The sequence below is a fragment of the Lelliottia sp. GFLA7 genome, assembly GCF_056490165.1.
Genome location: NZ_JBWLAQ010000002.1, coordinates 479,212 through 493,823 on the forward strand (window position 1 = coordinate 479,212; position 14,612 = coordinate 493,823).

16 protein-coding genes and 1 other annotated feature are annotated in these 14,612 nt (G+C 52.9%); of the genes, 11 read left to right on the forward strand and 5 right to left on the reverse strand.

The features are described 5' to 3' along the window. The first annotated feature begins 47 nt into the window (after positions 1 to 47). The gene (gene sbcB / locus AC07RN_RS07855) at positions 48 to 1,472 is read left to right on the forward strand and encodes an exodeoxyribonuclease I (RefSeq protein WP_478336044.1); all 1,425 of its coding nucleotides are present in this window, start codon (positions 48 to 50) and stop codon (positions 1,470 to 1,472) included. Between the two features lie 100 nt (positions 1,473 to 1,572). Here the strand turns inward: sbcB and AC07RN_RS07860 are convergent, their stop codons facing one another. The 4 genes from AC07RN_RS07860 to AC07RN_RS07875 all read right to left on the reverse strand — a co-directional run bounded on the left by AC07RN_RS07860 (position 1,573) and on the right by AC07RN_RS07875 (position 5,001). Then, on the reverse strand, positions 1,573 to 2,934 hold the full coding sequence (locus AC07RN_RS07860) for an APC family permease (protein ID WP_015959628.1): 1,362 nt from the start codon (positions 2,932 to 2,934) through the stop codon (positions 1,573 to 1,575). Further along, complete coding sequence (yoeI, locus tag AC07RN_RS07865; protein WP_096335045.1) at positions 2,924 to 2,986, reverse strand: membrane protein YoeI; 63 nt, start codon at positions 2,984 to 2,986, stop codon at positions 2,924 to 2,926. The genes AC07RN_RS07860 and yoeI overlap by 11 nt, the downstream gene beginning before the upstream one ends. 219 nt (positions 2,987 to 3,205) lie before the next feature. Further along, positions 3,206 to 4,135: a LysR substrate-binding domain-containing protein gene (locus tag AC07RN_RS07870; protein ID WP_478336045.1), complete on the reverse strand. Its 930-nt coding sequence runs from the start codon at positions 4,133 to 4,135 to the stop codon at positions 3,206 to 3,208. Positions 4,136 to 4,176: 41 nt separating this feature from the next. Then, on the reverse strand, positions 4,177 to 5,001 hold the full coding sequence (locus tag AC07RN_RS07875; protein ID WP_015959630.1) for an SDR family oxidoreductase: 825 nt from the start codon (positions 4,999 to 5,001) through the stop codon (positions 4,177 to 4,179). Positions 5,002 to 5,176: 175 nt separating this feature from the next. Here AC07RN_RS07875 and hisL point away from each other — a divergent pair, with 175 nt between their 5' ends. The 9 genes from hisL to hisIE all read left to right on the forward strand — a co-directional run bounded on the left by hisL (position 5,177) and on the right by hisIE (position 12,393). Next, positions 5,177 to 5,227: a his operon leader peptide gene (gene hisL / locus AC07RN_RS07880; RefSeq protein ID WP_099516347.1), complete on the forward strand. Its 51-nt coding sequence runs from the start codon at positions 5,177 to 5,179 to the stop codon at positions 5,225 to 5,227. Then, positions 5,203 to 5,326 (forward strand) — a sequence feature (His leader region). (Overlaps the previous gene by 25 nt.) A gap of 45 nt (positions 5,327 to 5,371) precedes the next feature. Continuing rightward, a complete protein-coding gene (gene hisG / locus AC07RN_RS07885; RefSeq protein ID WP_015959631.1) occupies positions 5,372 to 6,271 on the forward strand; it encodes an ATP phosphoribosyltransferase in 900 nt (299 codons plus the stop codon). A gap of 5 nt (positions 6,272 to 6,276) precedes the next feature. Further along, positions 6,277 to 7,581, forward strand: a complete 1,305-nt coding sequence (hisD, locus tag AC07RN_RS07890; RefSeq protein WP_478336046.1) for a histidinol dehydrogenase — start codon at positions 6,277 to 6,279, stop codon at positions 7,579 to 7,581. After that, positions 7,578 to 8,639: a histidinol-phosphate transaminase gene (gene hisC / locus AC07RN_RS07895; RefSeq protein WP_478336047.1), complete on the forward strand. Its 1,062-nt coding sequence runs from the start codon at positions 7,578 to 7,580 to the stop codon at positions 8,637 to 8,639. The genes hisD and hisC overlap by 4 nt, the downstream gene beginning before the upstream one ends. Then, positions 8,636 to 9,703 carry a bifunctional histidinol-phosphatase/imidazoleglycerol-phosphate dehydratase HisB gene (gene hisB, locus AC07RN_RS07900; protein WP_015959634.1) on the forward strand — a complete coding sequence of 356 codons (1,068 nt, stop codon included), beginning with the start codon at positions 8,636 to 8,638 and terminating at the stop codon, positions 9,701 to 9,703. The genes hisC and hisB overlap by 4 nt, the downstream gene beginning before the upstream one ends. Continuing rightward, positions 9,703 to 10,293 carry an imidazole glycerol phosphate synthase subunit HisH gene (hisH, locus tag AC07RN_RS07905; protein ID WP_015959635.1) on the forward strand — a complete coding sequence of 197 codons (591 nt, stop codon included), beginning with the start codon at positions 9,703 to 9,705 and terminating at the stop codon, positions 10,291 to 10,293. Before hisB ends, hisH begins: the two co-directional genes overlap by 1 nt. Then, positions 10,293 to 11,030 carry a 1-(5-phosphoribosyl)-5-[(5-phosphoribosylamino)methylideneamino]imidazole-4-carboxamide isomerase gene (gene hisA / locus AC07RN_RS07910; RefSeq protein WP_015959636.1) on the forward strand — a complete coding sequence of 246 codons (738 nt, stop codon included), beginning with the start codon at positions 10,293 to 10,295 and terminating at the stop codon, positions 11,028 to 11,030. The genes hisH and hisA overlap by 1 nt, the downstream gene beginning before the upstream one ends. Continuing rightward, complete coding sequence (gene hisF / locus AC07RN_RS07915; RefSeq protein WP_478336048.1) at positions 11,012 to 11,788, forward strand: imidazole glycerol phosphate synthase subunit HisF; 777 nt, start codon at positions 11,012 to 11,014, stop codon at positions 11,786 to 11,788. Before hisA ends, hisF begins: the two co-directional genes overlap by 19 nt. Next, entirely contained in the window at positions 11,782 to 12,393 is a 612-nt protein-coding gene (hisIE, locus tag AC07RN_RS07920) for a bifunctional phosphoribosyl-AMP cyclohydrolase/phosphoribosyl-ATP diphosphatase HisIE (RefSeq protein WP_478336049.1), read from the forward strand. The genes hisF and hisIE overlap by 7 nt, the downstream gene beginning before the upstream one ends. A 39-nt stretch (positions 12,394 to 12,432) precedes the next feature. Here hisIE and wzzB read toward each other — a convergent pair whose 3' ends face one another. Beyond that, entirely contained in the window at positions 12,433 to 13,413 is a 981-nt protein-coding gene (gene wzzB, locus AC07RN_RS07925; protein ID WP_478336050.1) for an LPS O-antigen chain length determinant protein WzzB, read from the reverse strand. A gap of 191 nt (positions 13,414 to 13,604) precedes the next feature. Here wzzB and AC07RN_RS07930 point away from each other — a divergent pair, with 191 nt between their 5' ends. Then, positions 13,605 to 14,609 carry an NAD-dependent epimerase gene (locus AC07RN_RS07930; protein ID WP_478336051.1) on the forward strand — a complete coding sequence of 335 codons (1,005 nt, stop codon included), beginning with the start codon at positions 13,605 to 13,607 and terminating at the stop codon, positions 14,607 to 14,609. Positions 14,610 to 14,612: the final 3 nt, after the last annotated feature.

The following is a 14,612-nucleotide window of genomic DNA, read 5'->3' on the forward strand; positions in this document are numbered from 1 at the left end:
GATGGTTTACCATAGCGAAGCAACTTTTTAACAGGATGGTATTACTGGTGTCTGATTCCGCCGCGCTTCCCACGTTTCTCTTCCACGATTACGAAACCTTTGGTACCAGCCCCTCGCTGGACAGGCCTTCGCAATTTGCGGCGATCCGCACTGACGCTGATTTCACGATCATTGGCGAGCCGGAGGTTTTTTACTGTAAGCCTGCCGATGATTACCTGCCGCAGCCTGGTGCTGTGATAGTCACAGGTATTACCCCGCAGGAAGCGCGCGAGAAAGGCGTAAACGAAGCGGAATTTGCACGTCGCATTCACGCACTTTTTACCGTGCCGAATACCTGCGTGGTGGGCTATAACAATATTCGCTTCGATGATGAAGTGACGCGCAACGTCCTGTACCGCAATTTCTACGATCCCTATGCCTGGAGCTGGCAAAACCGTAATTCACGCTGGGATTTACTGGACGTGATGCGCGCGTGCTATGCGCTGCGCCCGGAAGGAATCAACTGGCCAGAAAATGAAGACGGGCTGCCAAGCTTCCGTCTGGAACATTTGACCCGCGCCAACGGCATTGAACACAGCAATGCGCACGACGCCATGGCGGACGTTTACGCCACCATCGAGATGGCAAAGCGCGTCAAAACAGCGCAACCCAAACTGTTTGAGTATCTGCTGAGCCACCGCAATAAACAGAAACTGATGACGCTGATTGACGTCCCGCAGATGAAACCGCTGGTGCATATTTCCGGTATGTTCGGCGCCTGGCGTGGAAATACCAGTTGGGTCGCTCCGCTGGCGTGGCATCCTGATAACCGTAACGCGGTGATTATGGTCGATCTGGCCGGAGACATCACGCCGCTGCTTGAGCTGGACAGCGATGCGCTACGCGCGCGTTTATACACGCCTAAAAGTGAATTAGGCGAGGACGCGGCGGTGCCGGTTAAGCTGGTGCATATCAATAAATGTCCCGTGCTGGCGCAGGCAAATACGTTGCGCCCGGAAGACGCAGAGCGGCTGGGGATTAACCGTCAGCAGTGTCTGGATAATCTAAAAGTCCTGCGCGATAACCCGCAAGTTCGCGATAAAGTGGTGGCGATTTTTGCCGAAGCCGAACCGTTTGTCCCGTCGGATAATGTTGATGCACAGCTCTACAACGGCTTTTTCAGCGATGCTGATAGAGCCGCAATGAATATCGTTCTGCAAACCGATCCGCGCAACTTACCTGCTCTGGATATCACGTTTGCGGATAAGCGTATTGAGAAGCTGATGTTTAACTATCGGGCGCGTAATTTCCCCGGCACGCTTGACGAGAGCGAGCAGGAGCGCTGGTTACAGCATCGCCGCAACGTCTTTACGCCTGAGTATTTACAATGTTATGCGCAAGAACTGGAAATGCTGTTTGCGCAGTATGAAGGTGATGCGGAAAAACAGAATCTGTTGAAAGCGCTGTACCAATATGCGCAAGAAATCGTTTAAACGTGCCCTTCCGTAGGAGGGGCATTTATAGACTGAGCCGAATTAGAGGCATAAAAAAACCGGAGACACTGTCCCCGGTTTTTTTATCAACAGACGCTAATTACTGTGCGATATCTTCGTACTGTGGAACCGGGTTGCGGAAGCTTTTGGTCACGCAAGCCAGGTAAACCAGACCGATACCACCCCAAATCAGACCCAGAATCATTGAGCTTTCTTCAAGGTTGATCCACAGCGCGCCAACGGTCATTGCGCCACACAGCGGCAGGACCAGGTAGTTAAAGTGGTCTTTCAGCGTTTTGTTGCGCTTCTCACGGATCCAGAACTGCGAGATCACGGAGAGGTTAACAAAGGTGAACGCCACCAGCGCACCAAAGTTAATCAGCGCCGTTGCTGTGACCAGGTCAAATTTAATCGCCAACAGTGCGATAGCACCAACCAGCAGCACATTCCATGCTGGAGTGCGCCATTTCGGATGAATATAACCAAAGAAGCGCGTTGGGAACACACCGTCGCGGCCCATCACGTACATCAGACGCGAAACGCCTGCGTGGGCAGCCATACCGGATGCCAGCACGGTAACGCTTGAGAAGATCAGCACGCCCCACTGGAAGGTTTTACCGGCAACGTAGAGCATAATTTCTGGCTGCGATGCATCCGGATCTTTAAAGCGAGAGATATCCGGGAAATACAGTTGCAGGAAGTAAGACGCACCGATAAAGACCATGCCACCCAAAAGCGCTGTCAGGAGGATAGCACGAGGGATCACACGCTCAGCGTCTTTGGTCTCTTCAGACAGCGAAGAGATACCGTCAAAGCCCAGGAACGAGAAGCACAGAATGGTTGCACCGGTAATCATCGGCACAACGTGTGCGCCTTCAGACCAGAATGGACGGGTGCTGGTCAGCGTACCGGCACCTTCACCGTGCGCGACACCGTAGACAATCAGACCGACGATAACCGCCACGATACCCATCTGCAGGATAACGATCAGCGTATTGAAGTTGGCGACGGTCTTAATGCTGCGCAAGTTCGAGATGGTCATAAAGGCCACCAGCGCAACAACGAAGAGCCACGATGGGACGGAAGGCACCAGCGCTTCGAAGTAAATTTTTGCCAGCAGGATGTTGATCATCGGCATGAACAGATAGTCCAGCAGAGATGACCAGCCCACCATAAAGCCAACAGCCGGGCTAATGGATTTCTGAGCATAGGTGTATGCAGAGCCAGCGGACGGGAAACGGCGAACCAGTTTACCGTAGCTCAACGCCGTAAAGAGAATAGCGACCAGCGCGAAGGCATATGCCGTTGCGACGTGACCGTCTGTGAGGCCTGAGACGATACCAAACGTATCGAACAGCGTCATCGGCTGCATGTAGGCAAGGCCCATCATTACAACCGGAATCAACGTAAGTGTCTTACGTAATTCCACGCGAGAGGTTTGTGGAGTAGCGTTAAGCGACATGGTTATTCCCCATTACGGTGAGAGCCAGCGCGTAAGCAAATGATTGCCCCATTTTCTGAATTCCTCAGCGACAACAACTGTCGGTTTTTGTAAGTATCTATCCGGTACGAAGCCCGGCCTCTTGGTTTTAAATGGCGTTTGATACATGCAAAAAAAAATAACCGACGCCTTTTATATCGTCGATTATTCTAATTTTTTGCAGCGGCGCATTTTGCCCCATCTTTGGGATAAAAGGCAATAGATTCATATACCGATCAGGCTTTTCTTTTTACTAACCACTTGATATACGGCCATCGGGCGAAGTGTAAACGGCAGCGATAGCACTATTTGCTAAAATCTCATCCCGCCACCACGCGCTGGCGAGTCCTGCGGTTTGCTCATTCCAGCCAACCCACACCGATTCGCTGTGGTTTTGTGCCATCACCTGTTTCTCAACCAGCGCACCCGTTTCAATAAACCGCTGCGCCAGATAACGCGGCAGATAACCACACCCCAGACCGCTAATTTGCAGTTCCAGTTTGGTTTTAAAATCAAATACGGTGATTGCCTCCTGATCTTCAAGCAATTGCGAAGAAACGGCGCATTCGGGCAACGAGCTGTCCCCGACAACAATCGCGCGACAGCCTTTAATCACGCGTCGTGAGATGGGTTCAGGTTCCTGGGCAAGCGGATGATGCGGCGCCACGACGAAAACTTGCTCAAGCACGCCCAAACGCGCAAAACCAAATTCGCTCGACTGCGGCGGCTCATGCAGCGCGCCGACGATAATATCCGCCCGCCCCTGCGTTAACGCTTCCCAGGAACCGCCCAGCACGCCGTTGATAAATTTAAGTCGAGTGACGCTATGGCGTTGATAAAAGGCTTCAATCACCGGCGCGAGTAGCGAGAAGGGAAACGTGTCATCAACGCCAATCACCAGCTCATTTTCCCAGCCCTGGTGTAGCTTCACGGCCTGTTTTTCCAGCTCGCGTACGGTGTGAAGAACTTCGCGGCCTTTCTCAAGCAACATTTGTCCGGTACGGGTGAAGCGGGCGCGGTGGCCCGTGCGATCGAGCAGTTGAATATTGAGATCGCTTTCGAGTTTATGGACGGTATAACTGAGGGCCGAGGGCGTTTTGAAGAGCTTTGCCGACGCGGCGGCAAAGCTTCCCTCTTTTTCGAGCGCATCGAGGATAATCAGAACATCCAGCAGCGGTTTCATGTTCGCCCCCTTGCGGTGTGCGAGCGAATCCGCTGGCGGCGTTATTCCATTGGCATCACCAGCGGATCGGGATATTGATATTCAAATCCCAGTTCACGACAAATACGATTGCCATCAATCAATTTGCCTTGCCCTTCCCCAGATGCGTCGCGAAATTGCGGCGGCTCAAGCCCAAGCTGACGGGCCATCACGGGATAAAACGTACTTCGCGCCGGATGAGATGGCGCACATATATTATAGATGTGTCCGCCTTTCGGAGCCTGTAAAAGCAGGGTAATTGCGCCGATAACGTCCTCAAGATGGACAAGATTGACGCCATGCTGGCCATTCGGTGCCGTTTTACCGGCAAAAAAGCGTCCTGGATGACGCTCTGGTCCCACAAGACCGGCGAGACGCAAAATGTCCACCTGCGTACCGGGTAAATTATGCAGCCAGTCTTCCAGCTCTTTCAGCACACGACCGCTAGCCGTGACCGGTTGACGTTCGGTGCTTTCTTTGACGGTACCTTCGACATCACCATAAACCGACGTCGAGCTGGTGAAAATAATGCGCGGTACATGATGCGCCAGCGCGCTGTCGACAATTTCCTGCATAGCCCGAAGGTAGAATCCTTCCCCATCCCCGCTGCGACGAGCCGGAAGCGTAATCACCAACGCATCGACATTCATTAACGTATCCAGATCGTCGGCGTCACAGACCAGTTCTGGTTCCAGCCGAAGCTCCACGCTGTCGATTCCCGACATCCGAGCCGCTTCGACCCCGTCCAGCGTCGTTTTACTGCCGGTCACTTGCCAGCCTCTTGCTGTTAACGACATCGCTAACGGCATGCCGAGCCATCCTAAACCGACAATGGCGATCTTTTTCATACGTTCTCTCCTCGCTTTCACGCGTCTGACTTAAGGCTACGCCAGCGCTGCAGAACTGACAATTCATAGCATCAATATGAAATGAATTAATGATTAAAAAAAGCCCTTGCGTTGAACAGTGAATGTGGTTTACGTTAAATGACATCAGATGCATAAGCATTCAAAGAGAATTTATATGACACGCGTTCCATTTAAAAACCACCATCATCACCATCATCCTGACTAGTCTTTCAGGCGATGTGTGCTGGAAGACATTCAGATCTTCCAGTGGTGCGAGAACGCAAGAGAAAGCCCCCGGAAGATCATCTTCCGGGGGCTTTTTTTTGGACCGTATTCAGACAGATTAAAACAAGATAACGAGGACAACAGAATGTTAGACAACACACGTTTACGCATAGCTATTCAAAAATCCGGCCGTCTAAGCGACGATTCACGCGAATTACTGGCGCGCTGCGGGATTAAAATCAACCTGCACACTCAGCGTCTCATCGCTTTGGCTGAAAATATGCCGATTGATATCCTGCGCGTACGTGATGACGACATCCCGGGCCTGGTAATGGACGGCGTGGTTGACCTCGGTATTATCGGCGAAAACGTGCTGGAAGAAGAGTTACTGACCCGTCGCGCACAGGGTGAAGACCCGCGTTATTTCACTCTGCGCCGTCTGGATTTTGGCGGCTGCCGCCTGTCGCTGGCAATGGCGGTTGATGAAGCGTGGGACGGCCCTGCTGCGCTGAACGGTAAACGTATCGCCACCTCGTACCCTCACCTGCTGAAACGCTATCTTGATCAGAAAGGCGTGCAGTTTAAATCCTGTCTGTTGAACGGTTCTGTTGAAGTCGCTCCGCGTGCGGGCCTGGCCGACGCCATTTGCGATTTGGTGTCTACTGGCGCAACGCTTGAAGCGAACGGCCTGCGTGAAGTCGAAGTGATTTATCGCTCCAAAGCCTGTCTGATTCAGCGCGATGGCGAGATGCCGGAAGCGAAGCAACAGCTGATTGACCGCCTGCTGACCCGTATTCAGGGCGTGATTCAGGCACGCGAATCCAAATACATCATGATGCATGCACCGACCGAGCGCCTGGACGAAGTGATTGCCCTGCTGCCGGGTGCGGAACGCCCAACCATTCTGCCGCTGGCAGGCGATCAACAGCGAGTGGCGATGCACATGGTGAGCAGCGAAACCCTGTTCTGGGAAACCATGGAAAAACTGAAAGCGCTGGGGGCAAGCTCCATTCTGGTGCTGCCAATTGAGAAGATGATGGAGTGACCGCCATGAGCTTTAACACAATCATCGACTGGAACAACTGTAATGACGAACAGCAGCGCGCTCTGCTGATGCGCCCGGCCATTTCTGCCTCAGAAAGTATTACCCGTACCGTCGCAGAGATTCTGGATAACGTTAAAGCCCGCGGCGACGACGCGCTGCGCGAATACAGCGCAAAATTTGATAAAACCGAAGTCGGTGCGCTTAAGGTCACCGAACAGGAAATCGACGCGGCCTGCGAACGCCTGGGCGAGGAGATCAAGCAGGCCATGGCGGTAGCCGTGAAAAATATCGACACCTTCCACACCGCGCAAAAACTGCAGACCGTCGATATCGAAACGCTGCCCGGCGTACGTTGCCAGCAGGTCACTCGCCCGATTGCCTCCGTTGGGCTGTATATCCCTGGCGGCTCAGCACCGCTGTTTTCAACCGTGCTGATGCTGGCCACGCCCGCGCGCATTGCGGGTTGTCAAAAAGTGGTGCTCTGCTCGCCGCCGCCAATTGCTGATGAGATTCTTTATGCGGCCAAGCTGTGCGGCGTGAAAGACGTGTTTAAAGTCGGTGGTGCGCAGGCCATCTCCGCACTGGCGTTTGGCACGGAGTCAGTGCCGAAAGTCGATAAGATTTTTGGACCGGGTAACGCGTTTGTGACTGAAGCTAAACGCCAGGTCAGCCAGCGTTTAGACGGCGCAGCTATCGATATGCCAGCCGGACCGTCGGAAGTGTTAGTGATTGCCGACAGTGGCGCAACGCCAGATTTCGTCGCCTCTGACCTGCTGTCACAGGCCGAACACGGCCCCGATTCACAGGTGATTTTACTGACGCCGGATGCCTCAATGGCCACGCGCGTCGGCGAGGCCGTTGAACGCCAGCTTGCTGACCTGCCGCGTGCCGAAACGGCGCGTCAGGCGTTGTCGGCCAGCCGTTTGATCGTGGCAAAAGATCTGGAGCAATGTATTGCCATTTCAAATCAGTACGGTCCGGAACACCTGATTATTCAGACCCGCAGCGCTCGCGAGCTGGTAGACAGCATCACCAGCGCCGGTTCTGTGTTTCTCGGCGACTGGTCACCCGAGTCCGCAGGGGATTACGCCTCGGGAACAAACCACGTGCTGCCAACGTACGGCTACACATCAACCTGTTCAAGCCTTGGGCTGGCTGATTTCCAGAAACGCATGACCGTGCAAGAACTGTCTCGAGAAGGGTTTGCTGCGCTTGCCTCCACCATTGAAACGCTGGCGGAAGCTGAACGTCTCACCGCCCACAAAAACGCCGTGACGCTGCGTGTTGCAGCCCTGAAGGAGCAAGCATGAGCATTGAAGAATTAGCCCGTGACAACGTTCGCAGACTGACGCCTTATCAATCTGCTCGCCGCCTGGGCGGTAACGGCGACGTGTGGCTCAACGCCAATGAATTCCCAACGGCGGTGACGTTCGACCTTTCACAGCAGACGCTGAACCGTTATCCGGAGTGCCAGCCGAAAGCTGTTATCGAAAATTATGCCCAGTACGCTGGCGTCAAACCTGAGCAGGTGCTAGTGAGTCGCGGTGCTGACGAAGGGATTGAACTGCTGATCCGCGCGTTCTGCGAGCCGGGCAAAGACGCTGTGCTGTACTGCCAGCCGACTTACGGCATGTACAGCGTCAGCGCTGAAACCTTTGGCGTAGAGTGCCGTAACGTTCTGTCACTCGACGACTGGCAGCTTGATTTACCTGCGATTGCTGACAATCTTGACGGCGTAAAGGTCGTTTTTGTTTGCAGCCCCAATAACCCAACCGGACAACTTATCAATCCGCACGACGTCCGTACCCTGCTGGAAATGACGCGCGGCAAAGCGCTGGTTGTTGCCGATGAAGCCTATATCGAATTTTGCCCGCAGGCCACGCTGACCGGCTGGCTGGAAGAGTATCCGCATCTTGTGGTGTTGCGCACCCTGTCGAAAGCCTTCGCGCTGGCAGGTTTGCGCTGCGGTTTTACGCTTGCCAATAAAGACGTTATCGATCTGCTGATGAAGGTTATCGCGCCGTATCCTCTTTCTACGCCGGTTGCGGATATTGCCGCGCAGGCGCTGGCTCCACAGGGCATTAATGCCATGCGCGAACGCGTGGCGCAAATCCTCGTTGAGCGTCAATATCTGGTGAACGCCCTGAAAGATATCGCCTGCGTTGAGCAGGTGTTCGACTCTGAAACCAATTACATCCTGGCGCGTTTTACCGCGTCCAGCGCTGTATTTAAATCTTTGTGGGATCAGGGCATTATCTTACGAGACCAAAACAAACAACCTTCCCTGAGCGGCTGTTTACGCATCACCGTGGGCACGCGGGAAGAGAGCCAGCGCGTTATTGACGCCCTGAAAGCGGAGCAAGCATGAGCCAGAAGACCCTCTTTATCGATCGTGACGGCACGATCATTTCCGAGCCGCCAAGTGATTATCAGGTCGATCGTTTCGACAAACTGGCTTTTGAAGCGGATGTTATCCCGGTTCTGCTTACGTTGCAGAAAGCCGGATTTAAACTGGTGATGATCACCAACCAGGACGGATTAGGCACTGACAGTTTCCCGCAGGCGGATTTCGACGGGCCGCATAACCTGATGATGCAGATCCTCTCCTCTCAGGGCGTGACGTTTGATGAAGTGCTGATTTGCCCGCACCTGCCAGCGGAGAATTGCGATTGCCGCAAACCTAAAGTGAAGTTGGTTGAACGCTATCTCGCTGAAGATGCGCTGGACCGTGCGAACAGCTACGTGATTGGCGACCGCGCAACGGACATTGAGCTGGCCGATAATATGGGCATTCAAGGTCTGCGCTTTAACCGCTCCGAACTGAACTGGGCGATGATTGGCGAAAAGCTGACGAAACGCGATCGTTACTCGCACGTCGAGCGCAACACCAAAGAGACGCAAATCGACGTTAAGGTCTGGCTGGATCGCGAAGGCGGCAGCAAGATTCATACGGGTGTTGGGTTCTTTGACCATATGCTGGATCAAATTTGCACGCACGGTGGTTTTCGTATGGAGATCAACGTGAAAGGCGATCTGTACATTGACGATCACCACACCGTTGAAGATACCGGCCTGGCACTGGGCGAAGCGTTGAAACTGGCGCTGGGTGATAAGCGCGGCATCAACCGTTTCGGCTTTGTCCTGCCGATGGATGAGTGCCTGGCACGCTGCGCGCTGGACATTTCTGGTCGCCCGCACCTGGAATATAAAGCTGATTTTACCTATCAGCGCGTGGGCGATTTGAGCACTGAAATGGTTGAACACTTCTTCCGCTCCCTCTCCTACACCATGGGCGTGACGTTGCACCTGAAAACAAAAGGCAAGAACGATCACCACCGTGTCGAAAGCCTGTTCAAAGTCTTCGGCCGTACGCTGCGTCAGGCCATTCGTGTCGACGGCGATACGCTGCCTTCGTCTAAAGGAGTGCTGTGATGAACGTGGTGATTCTGGATACGGGCTGCGCCAATCTGAATTCCGTGACATCAGCCATTGCGCGTCACGGCTATGAGCCGGTGGTCAGCCGCGATCCTGACGTGGTTTTGCGTGCGGACAAACTTTTCCTGCCCGGCGTAGGAACCGCGCAGGCAGCGATGGATCAGATCCACGAACGAGAATTAGTGGACCTGATCAAAGCCTGCACCCAACCCGTGCTGGGCATCTGCCTGGGCATGCAGCTTCTTGGCCGTCGCAGTGAAGAAAGCCATGGCGTGGACATGCTGGGTATCATCGAAGAAGACGTGCCCAAGATGACCGACTTTGGTTTGCCGCTCCCGCACATGGGCTGGAACCGCGTCTATCCGAAAGCGGGCGACCGTTTGTTCCGTGGCATCGAAGATGGCGCGTATTTCTATTTCGTCCATAGCTACGCGATGCCGGTGAACACCTGGACCATCGCGCAATGCCATTATGGCGAGCCTTTTACCGCCGCTGTGAACAAAGATAATTTCTTTGGCGTGCAGTTCCACCCGGAACGCTCCGGCGCCGCAGGTGCGCAGTTGCTCAAAAATTTCCTGGAGATGTGATGATTATTCCCGCACTGGATTTAATTGACGGCACGGTTGTTCGCCTCCATCAGGGGGATTACGGCCAGCAGCGCGATTACGGAAACGACCCGCTACCACGCTTGCAGGATTATGCGGCGCAGGGTGCAGAAGTCTTACATCTGGTGGATCTGACCGGCGCGAAAGATCCGGCTAAACGCCAGATTACATTATTGAAGTCGCTCGTTTCAGGCGTTGACGTTCCCGTGCAGGTTGGCGGTGGAGTCCGCACTGAAGAGGATGTAGCAGCTTTGCTTGAGGCCGGTGTCGCACGCGTGGTCGTGGGTTCTACGGCGGTCAAAGATCCTGAAATGGTCAAAGACTGGTTCCGTCGCTTTGGCGCGGATGCGCTGGTATTAGCGCTCGACGTACGTATCGATGACCAGGGTAACAAGCAGGTTGCGGTGAGCGGCTGGCAGGAAAATTCCGGCGTGACGCTGGAAGAGCTGGTTGAAATCTACCTGCCGGTTGGGCTGAAGCATGTGCTTTGCACGGACATTTCCCGCGACGGCACGCTGGCCGGATCGAATGTTTCGTTGTACGAAGAAGTCTGTGCGCGTTACCCGCAGGTGGCTTTCCAGTCATCGGGTGGAATCGGCGATTTGGCCGATATCGCTGCATTGCGTGGAACAGGCGTACGCGGGGTTATTGTTGGGCGAGCCTTACTGGAAGAAAAATTTACTGTGACGGAGGCAATTCAATGCTGGCAAAACGGATAATCCCCTGCCTTGACGTGCGCGACGGTCAGGTAGTGAAAGGCGTACAGTTTCGCAATCACGAAATTATTGGCGATATCGTGCCGCTGGCAAAACGTTATGCCGAAGAAGGCGCAGATGAGCTGGTGTTTTACGATATCACCGCATCAAGCGATGGCCGGGTGGTTGATAAAAGCTGGGTTGCGCGCGTTGCTGAAGTGATTGATATCCCCTTCTGCGTCGCTGGCGGCATCAAGTCTGCGGAAGACGCGGCAAAAATTCTCTCGTATGGGGCTGATAAGATTTCCATCAACTCCCCTGCTCTGGCGGACCCGGAACTGATTACGCGTCTTGCTGATCGTTTCGGCGTGCAGTGCATCGTCGTTGGGATTGATACCTGGTATGACGACGCGACCGGTAAGTACCACGTCAATCAGTACACGGGCGATGAAAGTCGTACGCGCGTGACGCAGTGGGAAACCCTGGATTGGGTGCAGGAAGTGCAAAAACGCGGTGCAGGCGAAATCGTCCTGAATATGATGAATCAGGATGGCGTGCGTAACGGCTACGATCTGGAGCAGCTCAAGAAAGTGCGTGCCGTGTGCCGCGTGCCGATGATTGCCTCCGGCGGCGCGGGAACTATGGAACATTTCCTTGAAGCCTTCCGTGATGCAGATGTTGACGGCGCGTTAGCCGCATCGGTGTTCCACAAGCAGATTATTAATATTGGTGAGTTAAAAACGTACCTGGCCACCCAGGGCGTGGAGATTAGGTTATGTTAACTGAACAACAACAGGCGCAACTGGACTGGGAAAAAACTGACGGATTATTGCCGGTGGTTGTGCAACATGCGGTTTCTGGCGAAGTGCTGATGCTCGGTTACATGAACCAGCAGGCTTTAGCACAAACGCTCGACAGCAAGAAAGTGACCTTTTTCTCGCGCACCAAACAGCGCCTTTGGACCAAAGGTGAAAGCTCCGGTAATTTTCTGAACGTGGTCAGTGTGACACCTGATTGCGATAACGATACGTTGCTGGTGCTGGCTAATCCTGCTGGCCCCACTTGCCATCTGGGGACCAGCAGCTGCTTTGGCGATGCCAGCCACCAGTGGCTGTTCCTGTATCAGCTAGAACAACTGCTGGCCGAGCGCAAAACTGCCGATCCAGAGAGTTCATATACTGCGAAACTGTACGCCAGCGGCACCAAACGTATCGCGCAGAAAGTGGGCGAAGAAGGCGTTGAAACCGCACTGGCGGCAACGGTCAACGACCGCGAAGAGTTAAAAAATGAAGCCTCTGATTTGATGTACCACCTGCTCGTCCTGTTGCAGGATCAGGAGCTGGATTTGACGGCTGTCATTGAGAATTTGCGCCAGCGACACAAATAAAAAAGACCGGGGGAAACCCGGTCTTTTTTTATCTGGTTATCAGGCTCTTGGTTTGTAGTTGCGCAGCGCGTTGCGCCCCAGGACCACACCGGAACCGATAATTCCACCCAGCAGTACGGCCAGAATCAACGTAATAGATTTCTTTGGACTGTCGCGACGAATAGGAAGATCGGGTTTCATCACATAGCGATAGGCATGAATAGTCGCCGGATCAACATTCAGATTTTGAATATCAAGCAAGTTCTGTTTGGTCTGGTAATAAGCTGGGGAGAAGACCAGTGGTCGGGTTGACTCATTCTGAATCATGGAATTCAACGCTTCGCTACCGAGCAGGAACATAGTGTCCTGCGTGACGTCTTGCGTTTGTTGGATTTGCGGTGCAGTGATTTTCGCTGCCTGAGCGAACTTCACCGCCTCAGCGATTTGTTTGATTCGCAGGTCTTTTTGTTCCTGAGCCACTTTTTCCTGGTTTTCCAGAGAATCATTCAGGGCAGTGATTTGTTGTTTAATATTGTCTTTAAGGTCAGCATCAAGCTCTTTAGCCGTCTGCTCATCAACCTGTTGAATATACTGTGCCAGTTGTTTCTGTGCGGTTTCAGCAGACTCGCCAACGTAGGAGACGCTCAGCGGCAATGGCTGGCCTTTAACTGCTGCATCAATGGTTAACTTTTCAGGAGCGTCCTGATTATCTAGCGACTGCGCTAACGCAGAGAAAGCAGAGTTAAAACGTCCAACAACACGGAGTTGCGTATCCTGCATGGTTGGAACAGAAGAACCATAAAGAATGTTAAGAGCGTTGGTATAGGTAGCAATTTGTGCAGCATCCGGCTGAGTGATAATTGCATTAGAGGTCCATTTCTCTTTTGCAGTGCTGATGTAAACACCAGCCAACACTATCGCGACCGCCACAAATGCAGCAATTGTCCACTTGCCACGCCAAAGCTGCAGCATTAAATCAATTAAATCAATTTGCTCAGGGTCATTGCTGTGAGCGACCACATTATTGTTGTTCTGGGACATACAATCCTTTAACGGTAAAAACGCAAAAAAATTATCTCTCTAGTGTATCGTTTGCAAGAAATTTATCTATAGGAATCCGATGAGTAAACTGTTGGCAGGCGAAGTTTTGCTAACACCGAGCTTAGGGGTATGATGTCGCTCAAGGGTTTATGCTATATGAATAGCGGTATATGTTACTACAGAGGATGAATATGAAATTTCTGGTCACCGGTGCAGCAGGCTTTATCGGCTTCCATGTTAGCGGCCGGCTTCTCGACGCAGGTCACCAGGTTGTCGGGATTGATAATCTGAATGACTACTATGACGTCACTCTGAAAGAAGCGCGATTGAATCAGTTGACCTCTGAGAATTTTACTTTCCGCAAGCTTGATTTGGCCGATCGAGAAGGGATGGCAACTCTGTTCGCTGATGAGAAATTTGACCGTGTCATTCATCTGGCGGCTCAAGCTGGCGTACGTTATTCGCTGGATAATCCGCACGCTTACGCAGATGCTAACCTCATTGGTCATCTGAACGTGCTTGAAGGCTGCCGACATAATCAGGTTCAGCACTTGCTTTATGCCTCCTCCAGCTCGGTTTATGGTCTTAATCGCAAGATGCCATTCTCCACCGATGACTCAGTGGACCACCCTGTGTCGCTGTATGCGGCGACCAAAAAAGCCAACGAATTGATGTCGCACACTTATTCGCATCTTTATAACTTGCCAACGACTGGCCTGCGCTTCTTTACGGTATATGGCCCATGGGGTCGCCCGGATATGGCCCTGTTCAAATTTACGAAGGCGATGATCGAAGGCAACAGTATTGATGTCTATAACTACGGCAAGATGAAGCGCGATTTCACTTATATTGATGATATTGCCGAAGCCATCATTCGTTTGCAGGATGTTATTCCGCAGGCTGATGCTGAATGGACTGTAGAGACCGGATCGCCGGCTACAAGTTCTGCGCCGTACCGCGTCTATAACATCGGCAACAGCTCCCCTGTCGAACTGATGGATTACATCACCGCGCTAGAAGATGCGTTGGGCAAAGAAGCACAGAAAAATATGATGCCTATTCAGCCAGGTGATGTGCTGGAAACCAGCGCAGATACTAAAGCACTGTTTGATGTGATTGGTTTCAAGCCGCAAACGACCGTGAAAGACGGTGTGAAGAATTTTGTAGACTGGTACCGCAATTTTTACAACGTGTAATAA